Here is a 22,727-nt window from a genome sequence, read left to right as displayed (position 1 = left end):
TGCTAACTTTCAGTTGTGTATCGAGAAAGAAAAGTAGAAGTGAAAGAAATAAGGAGAAAAGCAACAGATGAAACAAGAAAAATAATCCTGTTTCTGGCAATGAAGTGTTATCTAAAAGAAAACAGTAAAAAAGCTTTTCCTAAAAAAATGAACGAGCTGTTTATGCTGGTATCGTTCTATTTTTTATTGAAAGCTTTTTTATTTTTATCAAATCAATGGTAATTTTTAATAGGAAAGCAATCCTTTTTGGATAGCGAGTTGGACAATCACGACAAGTGTATTCATTCCGACATGAGTAATCATTGATGTCCAAATTCGACCAGTTACCTTATATTGTAAGCTGAAGAAAAAACCTAAGAAAAAGTAGATCAATAAATGTCCGTCATTATGTGCGAACGCAAAAAGCAAGGAACTAACAATGGCACCTATCCAAAAATTACTATATCTTTCAACAATACCCAAAATACTGCGACGAAAGACGAATTCTTCCATGATCGGTCCAGCAATCGTAGTTGCGACAATGAAGGCCGGCGCTTCAAGTATCATCTGGATGATATTTTGTGTATTTTCAGAAGGCGCACTTTCTCCAAATAAAAATGTTTCCAATGTTACAGCTAAACTTTGCAGAATCAAGGCGATAAAAATACCAACAAATCCATAAAGAATAATTTTTGGTACAGAAGATTTAGGAACTGCTGCTTCAATGGATAAAGGTTCTCTTTGTCTAAAATAAAGGAAGGCTAAAACGATCGCACCTAAAATATAAGCAATTGCTGTCGCAGTAATCAAATCTGTGGTTGTATGGACGATCCCAACAGAGGAAAGGATCAAAGGTGAAAGAAAAATCAATCCATAGCAAAAGATACTCAGAAAACTATATTTTTTTAATGACATAAGGTCCTCCTTGAAATTAGGCAGAATAACGAGGCTGGGATAGAAGTGTTTAACTCCGATAAATAAGAAGAAATTAACGAAAATTGCTGTTCAAATTTTTGTGAATTTCGGCTTATTTAAGAAGGAGTTGTTTCTGCTCCCACCGTTTATTCGTTTTTAAAGAATGAGACAAAAGTATTTCTTACTTTTTGTCTCATTCTCTTTTTTATTATAACATACTTCATTTACCTTCTTTTATTTTGAAACGTAAGGGATAACGTAAAAATTATAGAACTTCATTTAAAAAGCTTGCAAAAAAATGGAAGAATGAGTATTATTAAAAATGTAGGTTAGCACTCGACTTGTTAGAGTGCTAATGAATTCAAAAAAGAGTTATCGGAGGGATTTATCGTGTTAAAACCATTAGGTGATCGCGTCGTTATTGAAGTCGCAAAAGAGGAAGAAAAAACTGTTGGAGGAATCGTTTTAGCTTCATCAGCTAAAGAAAAACCACAAACTGGAACAGTTATCGCAGTTGGTGAAGGCCGTTTGTTAGAAAACGGGGAACAAGTTCCTGCTGCTGTAAAAGTAGGCGACCAAGTAATGTTTGAAAAATATGCCGGTACAGAAGTGAAATTTGAAGGAAAAGAATATTTGATCGTCGCTGGAAAAGATATCATGGCGATCGTTGAGTAAGAACAAAGCAATCAATTAAAATGAATGAAAAATTTTGATGAGGTGAATAGATATGGCAAAAGAATTGAAATTTTCAGAAGATGCTCGTGCAGCAATGTTACGTGGCGTAGATAAATTAGCAGATACAGTGAAAGTAACATTAGGTCCAAAAGGTCGTAATGTCGTATTGGAAAAATCATATGGCTCACCATTGATCACAAATGATGGGGTAACGATTGCGAAAGAAATCGAATTAGAAGATCATTTTGAAAACATGGGAGCAAAATTAGTTTCTGAAGTTGCTTCAAAAACAAACGATATTGCTGGTGACGGTACAACAACTGCTACAGTTTTGACTCAAGCAATCGTACGTGAAGGATTAAAAAACGTTACAGCAGGAGCTAATCCTTTAGGTATCCGCCGTGGGATCGAATTAGCAACAAAAGCTGCTGTAGAAGAATTACACAATATTTCAACTGTTGTTGATTCGAAAGAAGCCATTGCACAAGTAGCGGCTGTTTCATCTGGCTCTGATAAAGTAGGACATTTGATTGCTGACGCTATGGAAAAAGTTGGGAACGATGGCGTAATCACTATCGAAGAATCAAAAGGGATCGAAACAGAATTAGACGTAGTTGAAGGAATGCAATTCGATCGCGGTTACTTATCACAATACATGGTAACTGACAATGATAAAATGGAAGCTGTTCTAGAAAATCCATACATTTTGATCACTGATAAAAAAATCTCTAATATTCAAGATATCTTGCCATTGTTAGAACAAATCTTACAACAATCTCGTCCATTATTGATCATTGCAGATGATGTGGATGGCGAAGCTTTACCAACATTAGTCTTGAATAAGATTCGCGGAACATTCAACGTTGTCGCTGTCAAAGCTCCTGGATTTGGTGACCGTCGCAAAGCAATGCTTGAAGACATCGCTATTTTGACTGGTGGTACAGTGATCACTGATGACCTAGGCTTAGAATTGAAAGATGCAACGATCGAAAACCTAGGAAACGCATCAAAAGTTGTTGTGGATAAAGACAACACAACAATCGTTGAAGGATCTGGCGAAAAAACAGCTATCGAAGCGCGCGTTCAATTGATCAAAAATCAAATCGCTGAAACAACTTCAGACTTTGATCGCGAAAAATTACAAGAACGCTTAGCAAAACTTGCAGGTGGTGTGGCTGTCGTTAAAGTCGGCGCTGCAACTGAAACAGAGTTGAAAGAATTGAAATTACGCATTGAAGATGCATTGAACGCAACACGTGCCGCTGTTGAAGAAGGCATGGTTTCTGGTGGGGGTACAGCATTAGTGAATGTCATCGGTAAAGTTTCTGCAGTAGATGCAGAAGGTGATGTTGCTACAGGTATCAAGATCGTTGTTCGTGCATTAGAAGAACCAATTCGTCAAATTGCAGAAAATGCTGGTTACGAAGGTTCAGTCATTGTTGATAAATTGAAAAATGTTGAATTAGGAACAGGATTCAATGCCGCAACAGGCGAATGGGTAAACATGGTAGAAGCTGGTATCGTTGACCCAACAAAAGTTACACGTTCAGCATTACAAAATGCAGCATCTGTTTCTGCATTGTTATTAACAACAGAAGCTGTCGTAGCTGACAAGCCAGAACCAGCGGCTCCAGCAGCGCCAGCAATGGATCCATCAATGATGGGTGGCATGATGTAGTATTTAAGAGAGAACCTTGATATATCAAGGTTCTCTTTTTTTTGAATTTGTGAAAAACTGATTTTTGGACTTTCGTTTATTCGAGAGGCTGTAGCAAACCTGATTTTTAGATTTGTCCTACATTCGTTTGTTAGGAGAACCATCTGAAATGTTTTTCAAACATCTCTAGATATTAATTTTTCAAAAAAAAAAATGCCCAGCTGTTAAAAAATCGAACAGTTGGGTACCAATTATATCAGCTGGATGCTCAATGATTTACAGTTTTATTTCACCAGAGTCCGATGTCGCAATATGGCTTTACGCAACTCTTCCAATAGAATGATCGGAATCGGGATCAATGCCAAGCCAAACCAAGCAATCAATGGAATATTGGTGGTGTTGAAGGCATCCTGCAAGAAAGGAATGTTAATCAGAGCGGCTAACAGGCAGATTTCAAAAAAAATACCTAACAAAACTCGTTTGTTGCTGAAAAAGCCGATCTTGAATAAGGATTCTTTTTCTGTTCGACAGTTGAAAACAGCACCAATCTGACTAAAAACAATTGCTGCTAAAGTCATTGTAGTGGCCATTACATAAGTTTTGCCTGTACTTGCCAATGGAATAGTTGGCCAACCGTCAGAATAATTGATTACGAAATAAGCACCAATCGATATTACAGATGCTATCAGACCATACCAACCAAATGCCTTCCAGATCAACTTTTTGGTCAAGAGATGATCTGTTCGTTTGCGAGGCGGTTTATTCATCGTTCCAGGTTCGGTTTTTTCAGTGGCTAGGCTTAGTGCCGGCAACATATCGGTCCCTAGATCGATAGAAAGGATCTGCATCACTGTTAAAGGCAATGGGATCATTCCCCGAGAAAGCAGAAATAAAATTGATGGAAAAGCTTCTGGCATATTGCTATTTAAAATATATAACAAGAATTTACGTATATTATTATAGACCGTACGACCTTCTTCAATAGCATTGACGATCGAAGTGAAATTATCATCTGTTAAGATCATGTCGGCGGCTTCTTTTGCGACATCAGTACCGGTGACTCCCATTGCCACCCCGATATCAGCTTTTTTCAAAGCAGGGGCATCATTGACGCCATCTCCAGTGGAAGCAACGATTTCACCTAGGGATTGTAAGAGAGAAACGATCCGATATTTTTGTTCTGGTGCGACTCGGGCGAAAATGATTTGATGGGTAAGATTTTCCTTCAGTTCGTCATCAGACATCGCTGATAGTTGTTCGCCTGTCACGACACGGACATCGTCACCTTCAACGATCCCGATTTTGCGGGCGATACTTTCAGCGGTCAATCCATAGTCACCTGTGACCATGATGATCCGAATGCTGGCAGCGTGACATTTTTTTATTGCTTCGATGACGTTTTCCCGTGGTGGATCTTGGCTGGCAGTGATGCCGACGAAGACCAGCTGAGTTTCCGTTTTTTCGATGCCGTATTCTGCTTCAGCTGGATTTAATCGGCGGTAGGCGAAAGCCAGTGTTCGTAGACCTTCTTTGGCGAAAATGTCATTTTGGTCAAGAATCTGTTTTTTACGTGTATCATCAAGAGGCTTGATTTCTCCATTCAGTAAAAAGTAAGTGCAACATTCGAGGATTTCGGTGATCCCGCCTTTGGTAAAAATAAAGCGATCATTTTGTTGCTGATGGATCGTAGACATTCGTTTGCGTTTTGAATCAAAGGGTAGTTCACTAAGCCTTTGATAACGTTCTTTCTCTTCTGCCAGAGCATAATCCGCTTTATCTGCTAAAATGAGTAAACTACCTTCATCGGGACTACCCACTAATTGATATTCTTGATCTGTTTGTTGGATAGCAGAGTCGTTATCTAATGTACCGATACGGATCAGTTGTAACAAATCTTTTTCTTTAGCTAATTCGATTCGCATGCTGTCTTTAGTTACGATACCATTTGGTTCATAACCAGTGCCAGACAATTCATACTGTCCATAAGGCAACCACACTTTTTCGACGGTCATCTGGTTTTTAGTCAACGTTCCGGTTTTGTCAGAACAGATAACCGAAGTTTCTCCTAGTGTTTCAACGCTATTTAGATGTTTAACGAGAGCATTTTTTTAGCCATCGTCTGAACTGCCAGCGCTAAAGATAAAGTGACTGTTGGCAACAACCCTTCTGGAATGAAGGCTACCATCATTCCCAAGGCAAAAATAAACGATTCAACAACAGGATATTTTACGAAAAAGACTGCTGCTAGAAAGAAAATCACACCGATCACAATGGCGATCAGGGAAAGTTGCTTCGTCAAGACGTTTAGTTCTTTTTCTAATGGGCTGGGAGTTGCATCAACGGAATCGGTCAAAGAAGCAATTTGCCCAAATTCAGTTTTCATCCCTGTTTGGGTAACTAACATCAAACCACTACCACTGACTACAGAAGTTCCTTCATAAACCAGATTCGCTTCGGCGAAGCGCCCAGCTGCTTTGACTTCATCAACGGTTAATGTGGCGCTATCCTTGTTAACGGTGGTGGATTCACCAGTTAAAGAAGATTGGTTGACTTGCATGCTGTCAGCTTGCAATAGACGGCCATCCGCAGGAATATTATCACCGCTTTTGATCTGTACGACATCTCCGGGTACGATATTTTCCACCAGAGTGTTTTCTACTTTACCGTTGCGTAAGACGCGAGCATAGTTTGGCAACATTTTTTGCAGGGCAGAAGTTGCTTGACTAGCGCGATATTGCTGCCAAAAACTGAAGAGCCCGTTGATCACATTGACCAACCAGATGGCAATCCCTAATTCGAGCATACCGGCAAATAAAGCTATAAAACCCGATACCCATAATAAGAGTGCCATCAGACTTGTGAAATTTAATAAAAATGTTTTGATAATCGATTCTTTTTTTGTCGTGTTGATTACATTTTGACCGTATTTGGTTAAGCGTTGCTGCACTTCATCCGATGAAAGTCCCTTTTCTGAACTTGCTAGTGCTTGATAAGCCGCTTGGACCGAACTAGTCGCCCAATTTATCTTGTCCATGGTCATCACCTCTGTTTGTATTTTCCTCCTAAGATCCAAAAATTGCAAATCAGTTTATGGGTTACCTGAAATGATGTGAAAAGAAAAATAATCGTAGAAAATCAGTAATATGTTTGAACTGATTTCTGCATAAAAAATTTCGTCAGTGTCAGGCGGGGGAGCATTGATCATCAGATATTATTGATGGAATGGAAAAGCTGATTCCAATTGCAGACATGCTTTTCAATGAGGTACTTCACTATATGTAAGTTTAAAGAACGATCAGAGAGGCTGGGGCAGAAGTGTTTCTTACTTCTGTCCCAGCCTCTTTCTCTCCAATTTCTCAAACCTAAACGACTTTTGTATCGACCTCAGGGAGATTTAAGAGTTAACAAAATCTGAGAATAGTGGTCAGTTAGCAGAAGCTTGGAGCCTGTAATACGACTTATCCATAAATCAATCTCTTGTTATAAGCAATGTACTTCGCTGAAATATTCCCTACGTATTTTGTTACCTTGATACATACTGGGACTAGTAACCCGCCCAAAGCAAACAATAGGATGCTTGCTAGACTTTGAAAAACTGAAAAATCCTGAATCGTCAACAAGGTTGCTCCTAATAGTAGAAGTGGAGAGAGCAAAAATGAACTCGTAACTATCCATAAACTCGCAATAAAGATATAAACACTTGTTGCTGCACCTAAAATGAAGACTACATTAAAAAATAATAGCGAGAAAACAATCGAAGCTTTTTTTATCATCTATTCCCCCTTTTCTTTACTCTATCACTAAAGTTATTTCACAACGATCAGACCTAAGTACTAGTTAATGAGGAAGCGCATTTTTCAGTTAAACAAAGGGAAAACCTGTTGCCATGAGAAAATAATATGAATTCTAGTAGGAAAGGATAAAATCAATGTAGGTGGAAATAAAGAAGAAAAACAGTGAATTAAAGAAATGGAGAGTGCGTTAAAACAAAATAGTTTCATGACAACCTCCATTTATCACATATAAATGAAAAAATTGCTACAGAGTGTACTATTTTTTCCTAGGTATAAAAAATTCTTTTTACATTAAGTAGGTACGCTTAGAAATATGTGCTATATTTATGATATCGTTATAATGTATGCGTATACAAAGTAACGAAAAATAGACTTTAGGAGGATAAGAATGGACGGATTGATGAAGTGGATGGAAAGGTATATTTTACCAGTTGCAACAAAAATAGGTTCAGAAAAACATTTAGTTGCTTTACGTGATGCTTTTATTGGAACAATGCCAGCTACTATGGCTGGTGCTATCGCAGTGTTGCTAAATGCATTTATGCGTGATTTTCCCAATACGTATCTAGGAGAAGGAAATGCAATAACTACATTTTTTACACCAGTTATCGGTGTGAATGGTCTGATCTGGAATGGAACATTGGCGATCATGGCGGTTGTTTTTGCACTATCTTTAGGGGCTAACTTAGCCAAAGCTTATGGGGTAGATCCAGTTTCCGGTAGTATCGTTTCTTTAGTTGCTTTTATTATTGGATTACCTGATGCTGCTACGGCGGTGTTGACATTGCCGGAAAAATTATCAGAAGAAGCAGCAACGATGATTACTTCCGCTGGTGGAGTCCTTGCTGATGCGGAAGGTGGGCAAACACTTTCAATGGGGGCGTGGGGCTATTTTAATTTTGGAAAATATATGGGTGGCTCTGGGCTTTTTACAGCCATGATTTTTGGGTTTATATCAGTTATCATTTTCGCACTTCTAATTCGTAAAAATATTATTATTCGTATGCCTGATTCTGTTCCTCCTGCTGTCTCAAAAGCTTTTGCTGCGATCATACCCGCAGTAGTCTCATTGTATGTCGTTGGTACTATCAATTATCTGTTCAAACAAACTGCTGGTGTCCCTTTGATTGATTGGATCTCAGAAGCGATCCAAAGACCTTTGATGCATCTTTCACAGGGCTACGGGGCTGTCTTTATTATTGTTCTGCTTGTCCATGTTCTCTGGTTCTTTGGTCTTCATGGAACGAATATCATGTCACCTGTTTTACAGACTTTATATGGAACAGCGATGGTAGAGAATACGAATGCTTTTCAAAACAATGAACCGATCCCCTTCAAATGGGTAGCTGGTTCATTTGAGGCTTTTGTATGGCCTGGTGGAGCAGGAGTGACGTTAGTGTTGATCATCATGATCTTGGTACTATCTAAGCGCGCTGATTATAAAACAGTGGGTAAATTAGGGATTGCTCCTGGGTTATTCAATATCAATGAACCTGTGATGTTCGGTCTGCCGGTCGTCTTGAATCCGTTGTTGATGATTCCATTTATTTTAGCGCCATTAGCAACTGCGACCATTGCATACTTTGCCACGATGGCAGGATTGGTGCGTCCGGTAGTAGTGAATGTGATTTGGGTCATGCCTACGATCATCAGTGGCTTTCTTGCAACGGCAGGTGACTGGCGGGCCATCGTCTTGACAATCATAAACTTGTTAGTGGCTGCCTTGATCTGGGCACCATTCATTCTGGCGGCCAATCGATTGGATACTACTGGGGAGCCAGAAGAATAACCAGAAACAAACTCCTTGCTCTGAGACGCGTTTCATAAGCTATACTCAAAGCATCAAAGGAGGGATTTACAATGAATACCTATATCAAAACGACCAATGAAACAACCAATGATTACTTTTATGCTTTTGTAGAATTTAAGGGGTCAATGCTGTTACTTTCCAGTTTTCAAGGGTTAAATAAAACGATGGTTCAGAAAATTCCTTTAAGTGAAATTACTAGTTTGACAAAAGACACATATTTAGGTGGTCAACGTATCAGCTTTGAATATGATGAAACATTCTATCAATTTTTCGAATGTGGGCATGCTGTGGTAGACTATTTACAAGAAAATCTTTTCGTATAGGTGGCGAAAACTGAGTATGGCAAACATTCGAGATATCGCAAGACTCACTGGCTACTCTGTTTCAACAGTATCACGAGTGATCAATCAACATCCGTATGTGGATGAAGTAAAACGTGCAGAGATTTTGGCAATGATGAAGAAGCTTGACTATGTTCCCAATGCAAGTGCAAGACAGTTAAGTTATGGGAAAACAAGAAATATCGGCGTCATTTTGCCCTATGCAAATCACCCATATTTTGATCAACTGATCGGCGGAATTATTGAGTCGGCTTTTGATGAGGACTATAAGGTGACTTTATTACCTACAAATTACCAAGCGAACCGAGAAATGATGTACATGGAAGAATTTGCAGGTAAAGCCTTTGATGGGCTGATCATTACTTCTCGAGCGAATCATTTAGAGGCTTTGCTTCCTTATCAAAAATATGGACCGATTGTGTTTTGTGAAGAAATCAAAGAAAAAAAGGCAAACTGCGTCTTTATTGACCGTGAACAATCGATTGAAGAAGCGCTTCTCTTTCTACGTGATCAGGGAGTCGAACGTCTCGGTGTGACATTAGGTAGAAGTAGTCGACTCAGTTACAATTCTAAAATCACATTAGAGCTTTGCAAAAAAGTGTTTCCGGACTTTGAAAAGCAACATGTTTATTGGGATTGCATCGACCATGAGCAAGGTATCAAAGCTGGCACTTTTTTTGAAAAGCAAGCAATTGATGGGGTGCTAGCAAATTCAGATACGGTCGCAGCTGGAATTCTACAGCAATCTTTTTTGGAAAGTAATCGACGGATAGTTGGTCGGGATAATTTACTGATCAGTGAAATCATGGATTTTCCAACGATCGATCACGGGCTGATTGCTTGTGGAGAAATGGCATTTCAACTTCTGATCGAGGAACGGTTGGAACAAATCAAAATTCCTTATCGATTTATCGAGAGATGAATAAAAAGAATAATCAATAAAAAAGAGGTCGAGGCAAAAGTCGTTTAGGTTTGAGAAATTGGAGAGAAAAGAGGCTGGGGCAGAAGTGTTTAACTCCGAGAAATAAGAAGAAATTAACGAAGATTGCTTTTCTAATTTTTGTGTATTTCGGCTTATTTCTCGGAGTTGCTTCTGCTCCCATCGTTTATTCATTTTTAAAGAATGAGACAGAAGTGTTTCTTACTTTTGTCCCACGCTCGTTTTTTTTTGAAATTTCCGAAGACCCTGACTTTTGGACTTTCGTTTATTCGAGAGTCTGCAGCAAACCTGATTCTTAGATTTGTCCCACGTTCCTTTTTTCGAATGATCGTTATTTCAGAAGTCACTATTACAAAAACAAATCAAAATTTCACAAAAAGATAAATATTTTTAGGAAATCTGTGCTTGTTTTGTAGCCGACAGCTTTTGTCACAATCGCTATTTCTTATTTCTATTTGATACTAGTATGGTTATTCTGTTTGTTTTTTTATGATCTCGCTTAATGCTTTTGTTGCTCCCACACCGCTACGGCTATCATAGTAAGAAATAAAGCGTTCATCGGACAGATACATTGCGGCTAATCCTTTATGCGCTGCTAAACTGTAAGTAGGCCAACTAAAAGCGAGCCACTTTTTATGCGAAGAAAAAATAGACCTTTCTAGTTGTTGATTTGTAGGATCTTGAAGATAGTGAGTCAAATCAGCTAGAAGCTGTTCTGCGATTGTTTCCATGTCACGATAAGTTTCCTCATCCATCTCTTGCCACTTTTTAGTTGTCGCATGCACTGCCTTGTTGCCGTATTTTCCTCGTATTTCTTGACCATAGTGCAGTTCGTTTTCTGCTAATTTTTGCTGTTTGAATCCTTCAAATTTTTCTTGATCAGTCATATGTTTTCCCCCTTCGTAGTTCGTCAGTGTTTGCTGGATAGTTGTCAAGAGAGTATCAATCTGGTCTCTTTTTTTCTGTAACATTTTTTGATGTTCCAGTAATGCCTGTTGATGGTCAAATTTTGGGTCGTCTAAAATCTCGCGGATCTGTTCCAATTTGAATGCAAGCGAACGATAAAACAAAATATGTTGCAGACGGTCCACTTCTTTTGGTCCATAGATACGATAACCGGAAGATGCGATCCTCGCTGGTCTCAAAAGGCCGATTTCATCGTAAAAACGCAGTGTTCGCGGACTAACACCAGAGAGTTGAGCCATTTTTTTGATAGTGTATTCCATTTTCTGCCTCCTGACATCTTTAACATATTCCTTGACGTAACGAGAAGGTCAAGGGAAAGGATGACTATTTTTTTATCGCTGGATTTATGTTATACTAAATATAACAGAAAAAGTTTTTTTCTGTTATTGTTTGATTTGATTGAAAACGATTCCTTTGGGCGCTTATCCATATAAAAAAGAAAAGAGGAATGAGATGAAATTAATCGAGACACCTGTAACAAATAATTTGAATATCAAGACGTTTTACCCTAAGATAGTCGATTTTTTCTTTGGCGGTTCAGCAATCAAATATTATAAGCTGTATTCGTTAGATCGTACCCAAATTCTATTTGTAGATACGTATGATAAACAAGAATTAGTGATGATCAATACAAAGAAAAAAATCACAAAGCAAGAAATAGACTTTGCGGTTCGACGGATTTTAAAATCTGATCGTGAAGACGTCAAGGTACATATTGGCGTAAAACAAGACTTGGAGCAAAGAGGAATCCAGTTTAAGCGACCAAACAAAGATATCGTAATCGTTGAGCAGCGAACTATCGCCTCGGCTGTATAAATAAAAGACCACTAAGATCACTTGGATATCTGATTTTAGTGGTCTTTTTTGTACGTTTTTCAGAAAATAATCAAGATTTCTTCTCCTAAGGTTTTTTTTTGTTATAATGGGAAAGAAATGAAAACTTGCCAAGAGGAGTAATAAAAAAATGAATAAAATATACCCAGATGACAGTTTGACTTTGCATACAGATTTATATCAAATCAATATGATGCAAACGTACTGGGAATTAGGTCGAGCTGATCTGCACGCTGTTTTTGAATGCTATTTCCGTGAAATGCCTTTTAACCATGGGTACGCCGTGTTTGCAGGGTTAGAACATTTAGTCGAATATTTAGAAAATTTGACATTCACAGAGACAGATATTGAGTATTTACGTAATATGAATGTTTATCCAGAAGGTTTTTTAACTTATCTAAAAGAATTTAAGTTCAAAGCAACAGTTCGTTCCGCCCGTGAAGGAGAACTGGTTTTTGCGAATGAACCCTTGATCCAAGTGGAAGGTCCACTAGCGCATTGCCAGCTAGTTGAAACAGCTTTGTTGAATATCGTGAATTTCCAAACACTGATTGCCACCAAAGCTGCTAGAATCAAATCAGTTATCGGCGATGATCCTTTATTGGAATTTGGAACAAGAAGAGCACAAGAACTTGATGCAGCAGTTTGGGGAACTCGTGCAGCATACATCGGTGGAGCAGATGCCACAAGTAATGTACGTGCAGGGAAAATATTCGGGATTCCTGCAAGCGGTACGCATGCACATTCACTTGTTCAATCTTACGGAAATGATTATGAAGCTTTTATGGCATATGCCAAGACGCATAAAGATTGTGTTTTCTTGGTAGATACGTACGATACGCTTAAATCAGGAGTTCCTAGTGCGATCAGAATAGCGAAAGAATTAGGTGATCAAATCAATTTCCAAGGTGTACGTATCGATAGTGGAGATATGGCTTATATTTCTAAACGAGTACGGGAACAGCTAGATGCTGCTGGATTTACTGAAGCAAAAATCTATGCGTCAAATGATTTAGATGAAGCAACGATTTTGAACTTAAAGATGCAAAAAGCCAAAATAGATGTCTGGGGTGTCGGAACAAAATTGATCACTGCATATGATCAACCCGCTCTAGGAGCTGTTTTCAAGTTAGTTTCGATTGAAAGTAAGGATGGTAAAATGATCGATACGATCAAACTATCCAGCAATGCTGAAAAAGTAACAACTCCAGGTAAAAAGCAAGTTTGGCGTATCACGCGTAATTTCGATGGGAAATCAGAAGGGGATTATGTCACTCTTTGGGACGAAGATCCACGAGAAGAAGAAGAAATCTTCATGTTCCATCCAATTCATACATTTATCAATAAAACTGTGCGAGACTTTACTGCACGTCCAATCTTACAAGATATCTATATCGATGGAAAACTTGTCTATGATTTGCCTGTTTTAGATGAGATCAAGGAATACACTCGAACGAACCTTGATTCACTTTGGGAAGAATACAAACGTGACCTTAATCCACAAAAATATCCAGTTGATCTATCTACGGATTGTTGGAATCATAAAATGGCGACGATGGAACGTATGAAAAAAAGTGTTGCAGACATGCACAATGAAGCGTAAGGAGGAAAAACAATGAACTTACAAAAAGAAATCATCCAAGAATTAGGTGTCAAACCAACGATTGATCCAAAAGCTGAAATTCGAGTAAGTATTGATTTTTTGAAAGCATATTTGAAAAAATACCCATTTTTAAAGACATTCGTCTTAGGGATCAGCGGGGGACAAGATTCAACATTAGCAGGGCGGTTAGCGCAATTAACAATGGAAGAAATGCGCGAAGAAACAAAAGATGAGGACTATCAATTCATCGCTGTCCGTTTGCCATATGGGGAACAAGTGGATGAAGAAGACGCAAAAGCAGCCTTAGATTTTATCAAACCAGATGTTAGTTTACGCGTGAATATCAAACCGGCCGTAGATGCAGAAGTCACAGTTTTAGGTGAAGCTGGTGTAGAAATCAGCGACTTCAATAAAGGAAATATCAAAGCACGTCAACGAATGATCACGCAATACGCGATTGCAGGAGAACGAGCTGGAGCAGTTTTAGGAACAGATCATGCTGCAGAGAATATCACAGGTTTCTTTACGAAATTCGGTGATGGTGGAACAGATATCTTGCCATTGTTCCGCTTGAATAAACGCCAAGGAAAACAATTGTTAAAAGAACTAAATGCGCCAGAAAAATTATACACGAAGATACCAACTGCAGATTTAGAAGATGGCAAACCATTGATTGCAGATGAAGTAGCACTCGGTGTGACATATGATGAAATCGATGATTATTTAGAAGGCAGAGAAATTCTAGTCGATGCGCAAGAAAAGATTGAAGCATGGTGGAATAAAACGCAACATAAACGTCATTTGCCAATCTCAGTTTTCGATGATTTTTGGAAGAAATAAATTGCAGATCTAAGTAAATCAGAAATTGAGCACGAATAAAAGTAAGTGTATAGAGCTGAAAAACTGGGACATCAAAAAGTTGGTGTCTCAGTTTTTTATACTTATAGAGCAAACTCTTCTAATTTTTTGAATAGCTTGATTTCTTATAGTCTGAGTTAGGAATTGTTGTAGCATTGGTCTTCATAGATGATTCAAAAATCTTCATTAATTCTTCTCGTTTCTTTACTTGTAAAAGGTTAACTACTAAAATAAAGTAGACAGTAATAATAATCAATTCACTGAAAGTTGAAGGAGCATCTACTTGAAAAGAAAATTAAGCAATCTCTTAAATAAATTGACTTTAACACAAAAGCGTATTTTAAAATACACAGCAATCAGTATTTTTACTTTATTGATTATTGTATTAAGCAATCTCTATTTACAATGGTGTCAAAATGATCTTTCTGTTGACCTTGCGTTGAACTTTGCTTTTTCGTGGCACACACAAAAATTCTTATTGGCATGCCTTGTATTGTTGATGATTTTTTTACTTTTAGTATCGGCTATGGGATCATTTCTTTTCGGTATGTTCTTTTACATTGTAAGTATCGGGATATTAGGCTATGCAAATTACTTAAAAATGAGTTATCGACAAGAGCCTATCTACCCAGACGATTTGAAAATGATCACGGAGTTCAGTTTATTGAAGGAAATGACTGGGACAGGCTCCTTTTACTTGTTGCTAGGGTTGATCGTGCTCGTCTTGCTTGGTGGTTTATGGGGGATTTACCGAAGTTTCAAAAAAGGACGGCGATTCCAGATACTACGCATGATTATGCTGTGTGCAACGATTGGATCGTTGGTATATATCAGTCATTTCAATAATCCTAATAATCTTTTGCGTAAGGCCTATAATAAAACAGCATTATGGATTCCTTACAGCCAAAAGATGAATTATTACAATACTGGATTTATTGGCGGTTTTTTGTATAATTTGAAAATTGACCCAATGGATGAACCTAGTGGATATTCAGAAGCAAAAATCAAAGAGATCACCGAAAAATATCAGGAACTGGCTGATAAAAAAAATCAAGAAGCAACAGAAGAGCAACCGAACATCATCTATGTCATGAGTGAGAGTTTCTCTGATCCTAGCCGGTTGAATGGTGTGGAGATCTCAGGTGATCCACTGGCAGATTACTATGATGTCGCAAATCAGACCTACAGTGGGAATATGCTCTCCCAAAATTACGGAGGTGGCACAGCGAATATCGAATTTGAAGCTCTGACTGGTTTTTCAATGGCACTATTTAATGCACAGTTGACCACTCCTTATACGATGCTTGTGCCTAAAATCGACCAATTGCCTTCACTCGTATCAACATTGAATGCCCAAAAATATCAGACGACTGCGATCCATCCTTTTAATACATCCATGTATAAAAGGGAAGATGTCTATAAGGTGATGGGCTTTGATCGCTTTATTAGTGAGGACACGATGAAATATACAGAAACGATCGATAATAATCCTTATATTTCAGATGAATCTGCCTATAAAGAAGTCATGGATCTTTTGAAGAATACAGAAATTCCGCAGTTTGTCCATCTAGTAACGATGCAGACACATATGCCATATAATGGGAAGTATTCGAAGTTAGACTATTCAGCAAAGACGATGGACGATAGTGGTACCAACAGTTTAGACAATTATCTTCAAGATATTGCTTATAGCAGTCAAGCATTGAAAAAATTTACCGAGGAGTTAAAAGATCTTTCTAGAAGAACGCTAGTTGTTTTTTGGGGCGATCATTTACCGGGTATCTATTCAGAAGATATCCAAAACAAAAATGATAAGCAAACGTTACATGAAACGCAGTTTTTGATGTTTGACAATCAGGGGAAATTGACTGAGAACAGTACGCATGATGCGATTACTAGTCCATTTTATTTTGCTGCTAATTTGCTAGAGCAAACCAAACAACCAACGACTGGTTTCTATCAGTTGTTATTGGAAATGGAACAAACACTGCCTGCGTTTGAACGAGGATTATACTATCAAGGCGGGCAATGGCGTCAAGAAGCACAATTGAATAAAGAGCAAGAAACGCTTTATGATGCCTATAAGATGATCCAATATGATATTGTGTCCGGAAAACAATACAGTTTGAAGGAAGGCTTTTTTAAGAAATAGAGAAAAATGTATCGAATAGTAAATGAAGAAAACCTGTCTTTTAGAAATAAAAAAAGGTAAAATAAAAAGTAAAGAGTCAAATGAAATAAAAATCGGAAAGTAGGAAAATGAATGTTACCAAATATGGGCTATTATGTTCAAGCTGTCGATCGAATGGTGAAAGAAACGGAAGAAATCGGAGAAACAATGCATCCCAAATACCAAGTGATCAGAGAGGCAATCGATCAAAACAAAACGGCTGGTCTAAGCTATGAAGAGTTAACTGAAATCAGTGGATTATTCAAAGAGGGAACAAAGAAATACCAATTGATTTTAAAGAAAATCAGTCAGCTTCGTCCACCAGCCAAAGTAATGGGAATCCACAAAAATTTTGAAAAAGCCTATATTTCTTATGTTGCAGGCTGTGAAGAAATGATCCAAAGTATTACGACAAAAGATGGAGTAGATGTAGCTTTGTTCAACGCGTCAGAAGAAAAACAGGACAAAGCGACAGAAAATATCTCATCAGCCATTCAAAAAATGACTAATTTGTTATTGAAAAAATAAACGAACACTTGATTTTACTGAAAAAAAGAGTTATTTAATCTAAATATTAGATTATTTTTATGATAGTTTAGCTTAAGTGATTTATGATGGATACGTAACCAAGCTAACCAACAACAAACAGATGAGGCTGGGACAGAAGTGTTTAACTCCGAGAAATAAGAAGAAATTCACGAAAATTATTTTTCAAATTTTTGTGAATCTCAGCTTTTTTCCGAAGGAGTTGCTTCTGCTCCCGCCGTTTATTCGTTTTTAAAGAATGAGACAAAAGTGTTTCTTACTTTTGTCCCACAATTCTCTTTTCTGCTGAGCCTAACCAACTCAGCGGTTTTTTTATTTTATCCACGTATTTTTTAACGATTAGTGATCATCCAGTGAGCGCTATTTTAAGTTTAAAACTAGCTTTGTGCTAAACTTATAATGAGAGCGCCATCCAAAAATACTTTTTTCTAAGGAGTGAGATGAAATGTCCGAAATTCCAATTGAGGAATTGATGAATATCTTAAATAAAGAATCAAATGCTACAAGCCCAAGCCGTGCACTGGGTATCGAAGCGATTGAACTGTATCAAGAATTAGAAGTTTATTATCACTCAGCTTTAGATGAAGTAGAAACGAAACTATTCATTATTGATCGTGAATTAAGTAGCAATAGTCACAGAGGAAGAAAAAATAGCATCCACCAAATTCAGAAAAGGATCAAACGATTCAAGAGTGTTGTGAACAAATTGAATCGCAAGCAACTGGATTATTCAGAGCAAGCAATCCTTGCGAATGTACGCGATTTTGCCGGCTTAAGAGTGATTTGTTCCTATAGTGACGATATCTACACGTTGATCAACTCATTGAGTCATCATCCTGATATTACGATTCTGACGATCAAAGACTACTTAAAGCACCCTAAACCGAGTGGGTATCGCAGTGTCCATGTTGTTTTAGAAGTTCCAGTCTACTTTCTTGAAGAAACAAAAAAATCAAAGTTGAAATTCAATTTCGGACGATTGCCATGGATTTTTGGGCTAGTTTAGAACATAGCTTACGATATAAAAATAATTTAGAAAATCCTGAACTCTCAGGAAAACTACAAGGGATTTCAGATGACATTGAACATTTGGAAAATGAAATGCTGGCTATCCGTAAAGAAATCGAGGGGTTGTCTGAGGAGTAAAGCAGCGATTTATTAAGTGGCTAAAATTTCAGTAGGTGTTAGAAAAGGGGCGAAGACATGAGATTTTCTGCGTTATTTGTGGTATACAGCTGTGTATTAGGTCTGATAGTTGGAGCTGTCGCAGCTTTTTTTTTACTAGTCGCTAATTTTTTTATTGATTTAGTTTGGCAAGATATTCCGAGTATGGTTTCACTTCCTTTTTACCCAATGATCGTAGGGGTAGTAGGTGGCGTTTTAGTAGGGTTGCTTCAAAAACATTTAGGCCGCTATCCGACAACGATCGAAGAAACCTTAGGAGAATTCAAAAAAAATAATCGCGTTTCTTATAAAGGAAGAATCGGGAAAAACATCTTGGCTGCGCTCGTTGTATTGATGTTTGGCGCCAGCCTTGGACCAGAAGCTGCACTTGCGGGTGTTGTGGGTGGCATGATCACTTGGATGGGGGATCATTTAAAAATAACTTTTGAGCATAAAGACGAACTATTGAAGCTCAGTATAGGAACAATGCTAGCAACGATTTTTCGGGCGCCGTTCGCTGGAATCAGTGAAGTGTTTGATGACAAGCATCCTTTCAAATTGAAAAATAAAGCCAGAAAAATTGGTTTGTATGCAATCAGTACATTATTTGGTATTATAGGTTTTTTATTTATTGAACAGTTTTCACCAGAGGAAAGTGTTTTTGCACTCCATTTTTCCTCTACGATCCAGTGGGAGTGGCAGGCACTTTTATTTGCTCCTTTAGGTTGGCTGGTTGGAGGGATATTTGGCTGGTTATTTTTAAAAATTGAAAAATTGACGAACAATATAGCAGAAAAAATCAATGGAATAATGATCAAGGCAGTACTGGCAGGTATCGGTATCGGTGTATTTGGCTTAGTTTCTCCCTATTTTTTGTTTTCTGGGGAACATCAATTGTTGCCTTTATCCAAAGAAGCCCTTCAATTTTCATTTTTCAATTTAGTTCTATTAGGTATAGGGAAAGCCATATTGACGAACTTTTGTTTTGCATTCGGCTGGCGAGGAGGGAAAATCTTTCCGGCAATTTTTTCAAGTACAGCAATAGGTTTTGCTTTTGTCAGTCTATTCCCTTATACGCCAGGATTACTCATCGGAGTAGTAGTTGCTGCTAGTCTGACCATGATCTTAGGCCAACCATATTTAAGCATGTCACTCTTGCTTTTTCTATTCCCGATACAGTTTTTCCCAGTCATCTTGCTTAGCAGCCTCGGACTAGGTAAAGTAAAAAACTTTGTAGAAGTAAAATATGCAGAAACGAGTAAGTAAAATGACAAGGAGATTCTCAATTCTACGTGGAGAAGCATAAAGCACTGTAGATTGTGAACAGATGATAGAGCCGGCTAAAAAATCCTAGTAAAACAAATCAGAAACTTTTATAATGAAAGTAGAATAAGTTTACCGAGGTGAAAAGCATGGCATTTGAACAAATAGCAACTGTAATGGGCGCAAAAACGAGTTATCGTCTGCACCCAGATGCAAAAAGATACACACTTAGAGACAATGGCTTTACTGAAACAAATGGCGGAAACTATCAATTGATTCGTCCGCTAGATGCAACTCCACAAAGTAAAGAAGGCTTTAAGCTAAAAATCACTGTTTCAAAAGACATTAAAACGTTAAAAATGTCGATCACGACTGCGAATGGATTGAAAGCTGTCAATATCTTCAAAGATGACAAACAAAAAATGAGCCAAGATAAATTTTATTTTTTGATGGATGGTATGATCAGCCGCGGACTATTTGAAAAAGTATGATTTCATAGTATGGTCTGAATAAAAAGAGCCAAAGAATCGAAGAGAACAGTTCTTCGGCTCTTTGGCTTTGTTTCTTATTCGTAGCATTGGCTTTGTGTCTATTCCACTTTTGTCCACTCATCGATGGATTTACCGTTTTCGTCAACTATTTCGAGCCAACTATTTGTGCCACCGAAATAAAGGAGCAAGCTGGCTTCATTGACACTTTTTACAATGATATCTTTGGTCGTTTTCCCATTAGAAATACACTCTTTGAAGTCGTCTCGTAATTTTTCGCCATATTTTGCTGAATAACTGACAGAGCCATCTTTATTTCGCGGTGCTTCGGTAAGTAGTGTTGCACCTGATTTGATCAACATTTCATTTCGACTAAGCCAATATAGTGTTGCTTGGCTGTTTCTGAAGTTTACAGTAAAGGGGATTTCGCTGATCTTTTTTGACCAGCGATGGCGAGCCTTTGCTGGTTTTTTCTTTTCCGTTTTTTGCTGTTCGCCTAATGAATAGCCGAAAAGTGAGAGGATAGTCAAAATTTTTTCATTCGGAGTAGCCAATTTTTTCTGGATATTTGTGGGGATTTTTCTATCTAATGTTTCATCTGTCATAATCGTCAGTCCACTTGCTTGTGCTTTTTCAAGTAGAGAAGCAATCATATGTGGGGCTTCGATTTCCCATGACAGTTGGATGAGAATGACTTTATCCCACTTTTTAGGTTCGATCGTCTTGCCAATTGCTTGGCACTCTTTTTGAGCAAAAAAGAGATAAAATGAATTTTCGGGTAAAGGAAGCTTTTCTTCGGTTACACTTATTTTCTCGACTTCATGATCCAATGTGATAGTGATCGCTGAAGGGGTCAGTACAGTTTGAAAAGTAATCTCCATTATCGTTTCCTCCTATTTTTTATTCATTTTACCATGCGCAGAACCTTTTACCTTTTTTTAAGATCCCTTGTTCAATTAGTTTATTGTTTGCTGGATCTTTAGCCGATCGTTTAGGAGTAGAAAAATTGTTCCTGTAGAGTCGGTATGTTACTTTGTGGCATTGTATTATATGCGATCCCTTCTGATAGGACATATGATCAAGTGCTGTAAAAGAAGAGAAAGTTAGAAACGAAAGAATCAGTTGATGAGTGATATACTTGAATAATTTGAGACTTTTATTTACGCTATAGGAAAGAATGAAAGAAGGGGGATGCGAAATGAATTTTTTTACCAGTGATATCCACTTTTTTCATGCGGCGCTATTAGGAAAAAATGATTTTGCACCTAGGTTATTTGCTACAGTGGAGGAAATGAACCAGCAATTGATCACCAGTTGGAATGCGGTAGTCAAAGAAACAGATCATGTTTACCATCTTGGTGATTTAGCGATGCATCCGCAATATGAAAAAGGTAGCCTAGAAATACTTGAATTAGTTCAGCAGCTCAATGGAACGATTCACTTTATCAAAGGAAACCACGATAGCCGTAACTTTTTTCGCTATTTGGAAAAACATGATCCTGGAAATAAAGATGGAACGAAAAAATTTTATTTCTATGACGTGGGAGCAATTGTCAAATTCAATCATCATCAGTATTATTTAACACATTATCCCATGCTGCTAGGACCAAATGATGCCATCAGAAACCTTCATGGGCATATCCATCATTATAGTGTTCCTATTGCCAATGATGTCAATGTGGGAGTAGATGCGCCTGAAAGAGAGCTGTTGAAAGTGAAAAGACCATTTGGGACACCTTTATCTGAAAAAGAAATTGAAGAAATCTACGAAGAAAAGCAAAAAGAATTAGCTAATTTACAATAAACGTCAAAAAGCAGTTTTCAAATCAAGCCATTTTAGGCAAGATTGAAGACTGCTTTTTCGTCGATCCCTACGATTATGTATTTAAATTGATGCCGTCAGTTCTGCATTTTACGCATTATAAAATGCAGTAAACATATTGACCACTTTCGTTGAACCCTTTATCGATCATGGCGGTCCCTTTATTTAGTCTGTCGATATCTTTAGCAATATCTTTTGAATAAACGATCAACGTTCGTTCTTTTGTGTACTGATTCAACCAATCGATCCCATAATCAACGGGCTGATTGATCATGAGGTTGTAGTAATATTTTCCATATTTCTCCTTTCCTTCTTCTGTCATCGTATAATCATGATTTAGACCATAGCCGTTACGAGCCGCTGCCGCAGTAGAAAAAGAACCATGGAATCGAATATACGTTGCATAACGATACATCCCATTTTCTAAGCAAACCAACGCATAAAAATTATTGTAAAAATAATACCAGCCACCAGCCAGCTTGTTATGGGAAATATCAGCAAGCACTGGGTTTGGGTTATTCAATTGATAATGCTCGTAGACGGTGAGATTATCTGTGTAATCAACTCGTTGTTGGGTAAAAAAAGGTGGGGTGTGAACGACTTGATTGATTAGAACATTAGTGATAGGGTGCGCTTTTTTTACGATTTCCGTATAACTTGGATTGTAGCGTAAATGATTGAGATCCGTTGTGATGTTTGTAGAATAGACGATTTCAAAAGAACAGTGGGTGTAGGTATTGATCCAGTTCATTACATAGTTAGGGATATCTTTGATTGCGATCATCTTTGGGATAACTGGAATCGTTGAATCTGCATATTTTTTTTGAGCTTCATCAGTTAATAAGAACTTTGTAAAAACATCTAGTTGCGCCAAGAGTGTCCCAAAGGAATTACGTCCCAAG

At 37.8% G+C, this 22,727-nt stretch carries 20 protein-coding genes and 1 pseudogene; 15 read left to right on the top strand and 6 right to left on the bottom strand.

What is annotated here, in order from left to right:
• Nucleotides 1-225: 225 nt before the first annotated feature.
• A complete protein-coding gene (locus tag IGI47_RS12405; protein ID WP_311930791.1) occupies nucleotides 226-894 on the bottom strand; it encodes a CPBP family intramembrane glutamic endopeptidase in 669 nt (222 codons plus the stop codon).
• 390 nt (nucleotides 895-1,284) lie between these two features.
• Here IGI47_RS12405 and groES point away from each other — a divergent pair, with 390 nt between their 5' ends.
• The gene (gene groES / locus IGI47_RS12400) at nucleotides 1,285-1,569 is read left to right on the top strand and encodes a co-chaperone GroES (protein ID WP_005880134.1); all 285 of its coding nucleotides are present in this window, start codon (nucleotides 1,285-1,287) and stop codon (nucleotides 1,567-1,569) included.
• 52 nt (nucleotides 1,570-1,621) lie between these two features.
• Entirely contained in the window at nucleotides 1,622-3,247 is a 1,626-nt protein-coding gene (gene groL, locus IGI47_RS12395; protein WP_005880136.1) for a chaperonin GroEL, read from the top strand.
• Nucleotides 3,248-3,510: 263 nt separating this feature from the next.
• Here groL and IGI47_RS12390 read toward each other — a convergent pair.
• Together IGI47_RS12390 and IGI47_RS12385 are read right to left on the bottom strand one after the other, a co-directional pair.
• Nucleotides 3,511-6,260 (bottom strand): annotated as a pseudogene (locus IGI47_RS12390) (cation-translocating P-type ATPase).
• Between the two features lie 424 nt (nucleotides 6,261-6,684).
• Entirely contained in the window at nucleotides 6,685-6,999 is a 315-nt protein-coding gene (locus tag IGI47_RS12385; RefSeq protein WP_438784357.1) for a hypothetical protein, read from the bottom strand.
• A gap of 409 nt (nucleotides 7,000-7,408) precedes the next feature.
• Between IGI47_RS12385 and IGI47_RS12380 the strand changes: the two genes are divergently transcribed.
• From IGI47_RS12380 to IGI47_RS12370, 3 genes are all read left to right on the top strand, one after another.
• A complete protein-coding gene (locus tag IGI47_RS12380; RefSeq protein ID WP_438784356.1) occupies nucleotides 7,409-8,809 on the top strand; it encodes a PTS sugar transporter subunit IIC in 1,401 nt (466 codons plus the stop codon).
• A 71-nt stretch (nucleotides 8,810-8,880) separates the two neighbouring features.
• Complete coding sequence (locus IGI47_RS12375; RefSeq protein WP_104662154.1) at nucleotides 8,881-9,153, top strand: hypothetical protein; 273 nt, start codon at nucleotides 8,881-8,883, stop codon at nucleotides 9,151-9,153.
• Nucleotides 9,154-9,169: 16 nt separating this feature from the next.
• On the top strand, nucleotides 9,170-10,093 hold the full coding sequence (locus tag IGI47_RS12370) for a LacI family DNA-binding transcriptional regulator (protein ID WP_438784355.1): 924 nt from the start codon (nucleotides 9,170-9,172) through the stop codon (nucleotides 10,091-10,093).
• Between the two features lie 488 nt (nucleotides 10,094-10,581).
• Here IGI47_RS12370 and IGI47_RS12365 read toward each other — a convergent pair whose 3' ends face one another.
• Nucleotides 10,582-11,337 carry a MerR family transcriptional regulator gene (locus IGI47_RS12365; RefSeq protein ID WP_438784354.1) on the bottom strand — a complete coding sequence of 252 codons (756 nt, stop codon included), beginning with the start codon at nucleotides 11,335-11,337 and terminating at the stop codon, nucleotides 10,582-10,584.
• A 193-nt stretch (nucleotides 11,338-11,530) separates the two neighbouring features.
• Between IGI47_RS12365 and IGI47_RS12360 the strand changes: the two genes are divergently transcribed.
• From IGI47_RS12360 to IGI47_RS12320, 9 genes are all read left to right on the top strand, one after another.
• Entirely contained in the window at nucleotides 11,531-11,893 is a 363-nt protein-coding gene (locus IGI47_RS12360) for a DUF1827 family protein (RefSeq protein WP_081134097.1), read from the top strand.
• A gap of 148 nt (nucleotides 11,894-12,041) precedes the next feature.
• Nucleotides 12,042-13,514, top strand: coding sequence for a nicotinate phosphoribosyltransferase (locus IGI47_RS12355; RefSeq protein WP_311930788.1), 1,473 nt, complete (start codon nucleotides 12,042-12,044; stop codon nucleotides 13,512-13,514).
• Nucleotides 13,515-13,526: 12 nt separating this feature from the next.
• Entirely contained in the window at nucleotides 13,527-14,354 is an 828-nt protein-coding gene (gene nadE / locus IGI47_RS12350; protein ID WP_438784353.1) for an ammonia-dependent NAD(+) synthetase, read from the top strand.
• A 301-nt stretch (nucleotides 14,355-14,655) separates the two neighbouring features.
• Complete coding sequence (locus tag IGI47_RS12345; RefSeq protein WP_438784352.1) at nucleotides 14,656-16,524, top strand: LTA synthase family protein; 1,869 nt, start codon at nucleotides 14,656-14,658, stop codon at nucleotides 16,522-16,524.
• Between the two features lie 111 nt (nucleotides 16,525-16,635).
• Complete coding sequence (locus IGI47_RS12340; protein ID WP_311930785.1) at nucleotides 16,636-17,070, top strand: hypothetical protein; 435 nt, start codon at nucleotides 16,636-16,638, stop codon at nucleotides 17,068-17,070.
• A gap of 463 nt (nucleotides 17,071-17,533) precedes the next feature.
• Nucleotides 17,534-18,094 (top strand): GTP pyrophosphokinase, encoded by a 561-nt coding sequence (locus IGI47_RS12335; protein WP_438784351.1) that lies wholly within the window; start codon nucleotides 17,534-17,536, stop codon nucleotides 18,092-18,094.
• A complete protein-coding gene (locus IGI47_RS12330; RefSeq protein WP_438784350.1) occupies nucleotides 18,073-18,234 on the top strand; it encodes a hypothetical protein in 162 nt (53 codons plus the stop codon). Before IGI47_RS12335 ends, IGI47_RS12330 begins: the two co-directional genes overlap by 22 nt.
• A 57-nt stretch (nucleotides 18,235-18,291) precedes the next feature.
• Nucleotides 18,292-19,518 carry a chloride channel protein gene (locus tag IGI47_RS12325; RefSeq protein ID WP_438784349.1) on the top strand — a complete coding sequence of 409 codons (1,227 nt, stop codon included), beginning with the start codon at nucleotides 18,292-18,294 and terminating at the stop codon, nucleotides 19,516-19,518.
• A gap of 146 nt (nucleotides 19,519-19,664) precedes the next feature.
• The gene (locus tag IGI47_RS12320; protein ID WP_005880167.1) at nucleotides 19,665-20,006 is read left to right on the top strand and encodes a DUF1831 domain-containing protein; all 342 of its coding nucleotides are present in this window, start codon (nucleotides 19,665-19,667) and stop codon (nucleotides 20,004-20,006) included.
• A 98-nt stretch (nucleotides 20,007-20,104) separates the two neighbouring features.
• Here IGI47_RS12320 and IGI47_RS12315 read toward each other — a convergent pair whose 3' ends face one another.
• Nucleotides 20,105-20,884, bottom strand: a complete 780-nt coding sequence (locus tag IGI47_RS12315) for a hypothetical protein (RefSeq protein WP_438784348.1) — start codon at nucleotides 20,882-20,884, stop codon at nucleotides 20,105-20,107.
• A gap of 317 nt (nucleotides 20,885-21,201) precedes the next feature.
• Between IGI47_RS12315 and IGI47_RS12310 the strand changes: the two genes are divergently transcribed.
• The gene (locus IGI47_RS12310; protein WP_438784347.1) at nucleotides 21,202-21,807 is read left to right on the top strand and encodes a metallophosphatase; all 606 of its coding nucleotides are present in this window, start codon (nucleotides 21,202-21,204) and stop codon (nucleotides 21,805-21,807) included.
• A gap of 115 nt (nucleotides 21,808-21,922) precedes the next feature.
• On the opposite strand, the gene IGI47_RS12305 is transcribed toward IGI47_RS12310, so the two are convergent.
• Nucleotides 21,923-22,726 carry a hypothetical protein gene (locus IGI47_RS12305; protein ID WP_438784346.1) on the bottom strand — a complete coding sequence of 268 codons (804 nt, stop codon included), beginning with the start codon at nucleotides 22,724-22,726 and terminating at the stop codon, nucleotides 21,923-21,925.
• Nucleotide 22,727: the final 1 nt, after the last annotated feature.

The organism is Enterococcus sp. AZ191 (assembly GCF_051713845.1).
Classification (GTDB): domain Bacteria; phylum Bacillota; class Bacilli; order Lactobacillales; family Enterococcaceae; genus Enterococcus_B; species Enterococcus_B durans.
The sequence above is the reverse complement of the archived record's forward strand: the minus strand, read 5'-3'. Positions and strand labels throughout refer to the sequence as shown.